The sequence below is a fragment of the Streptomyces sp. NPDC054863 genome (genome assembly GCF_053610825.1).
On record NZ_JBSGZD010000564.1, the window covers coordinates 1 to 1,377 of the forward strand.

A 1,377-nucleotide genomic window follows, 5' to 3' on the forward strand; every position below is an offset into this window, starting at 1 on the left:
TCGTCGTACTGGCAACTGCTGACTGCCCCGACTGCTGACTACTCTTCGTCGAGCGCGGCCATGACCTTGTCGCTGACGTCGAAGTTGGCGAAGACGTTCTGCACGTCGTCGCTGTCCTCCAGTGCGTCGATCAGCTTGAAGATCTTGCGCGCGCCCTCTTCTTCGAGCTCGACCTGCATGGTCGGCACGAAGTTGGCGTCCGCCGAGTCGTAGTCGACGCCCGCCGACTGGAGCGCGGTGCGGACCGCGACCAGGTCGGTGGCCTCGCTGATCACCTCGAAGGTGTCGCCGAGGTCGTTGACCTCTTCGGCACCCGCGTCGAGCACCGCGCCCAGCACGTCGTCCTCGGAGAGCTCGCCCTTGGGGACGATGACGACGCCCTTGCGGTGGAAGAGGTACGAGACGGAACCCGGGTCGGCCATGGAGCCGCCGTTGCGGGTCATGGCGACGCGCACGTCGGAGGCGGCACGGTTGCGGTTGTCGGTGAGGCACTCGATGAGCACCGCGACACCGTTCGGGCCGTAACCCTCGTACATGATCGTCTCGTAGTCGGCGCCGCCCGCCTCAAGGCCACCGCCGCGCTTGACCGCGGAGTCGATGTTCTTGTTGGGGACGGAGCTCTTCTTCGCCTTCTGGATGGCGTCGACCAGCGTGGGGTTGCCCTCGGGGTCGATGCCGCCCGTGCGGGCCGCGACTTCGATGTTCTTGATCAGCTTCGCGAAGAGCTTGCCGCGCTTGGCGTCAATCACGGCCTTCTTGTGCTTCGTCGTAGCCCATTTAGAGTGGCCGGACATCTGCCTGTCTCCTTCGCGTAACCAATTCTGCTGCGTTCGGCAGAGATCCTACCGGGATCTGCTCAGGTGGCTGCGCTCAGGAGGCAGCGCGCACCATGTCCACGAACATCGCGTGCATCCGGTGGTCGCCGGTGAGCTCCGGATGGAACGACGTGGCGAGCGCGTTCTTCTGCCGTACGGCCACGATGTGACCGCCGTGCTCGGCGAGCACCTCGACCTCCGCGCCCACCGACTCCACCCACGGCGCGCGGATGAAGACGCCCTCGACGGGGCCGTCCTCGACGCCCGTGACGTCGACGGTGGTCTCGAAGGACTCGTTCTGACGTCCGAAGGCGTTGCGGCGCACGATCATGTCGATGCCGCCCAGGGTCTCCTGGCCGGAGCGCGGGTCGAGGATCTTGTCCGCGAGCAGGATCATGCCGGCGCAGGTGCCGTACACGGGCATGCCGTCGGCGATGCGGGCGCGCAGCGGCTCCAGCAGGCCGAAGAGCGTCGCCAGCTTGGAGATGGTGGTGGACTCGCCGCCGGGAATGACGAGCCCGTCGACCTCGGCGAGCTCCTCGGGGCGCCGGATCTCCCTGGC

2 protein-coding genes are annotated in these 1,377 nt (G+C 66.9%); both read right to left on the bottom strand.

What is annotated here, in order from left to right:
- Window positions 1-38 precede the first annotated feature (38 nt).
- A complete protein-coding gene (locus ACWGIG_RS38915; protein WP_453326444.1) occupies window positions 39-794 on the bottom strand; it encodes a YebC/PmpR family DNA-binding transcriptional regulator in 756 nt (251 codons plus the stop codon).
- 76 nt (window positions 795-870) lie between these two features.
- Window positions 871-1,377, bottom strand: a 507-nt coding sequence (gene pdxT / locus ACWGIG_RS38920; protein WP_453326445.1) for a pyridoxal 5'-phosphate synthase glutaminase subunit PdxT, incomplete at its 5' end; no start/stop codon positions are given.

Bases quoted from the DNA above. Each gene is read 5' to 3' on its own strand.
- ACWGIG_RS38915 (WP_453326444.1), bottom strand. From the start codon at position 794: ATGTCCGGCCACTCTAAATGGGCTACGACGAAGCACAAGAAGGCCGTG.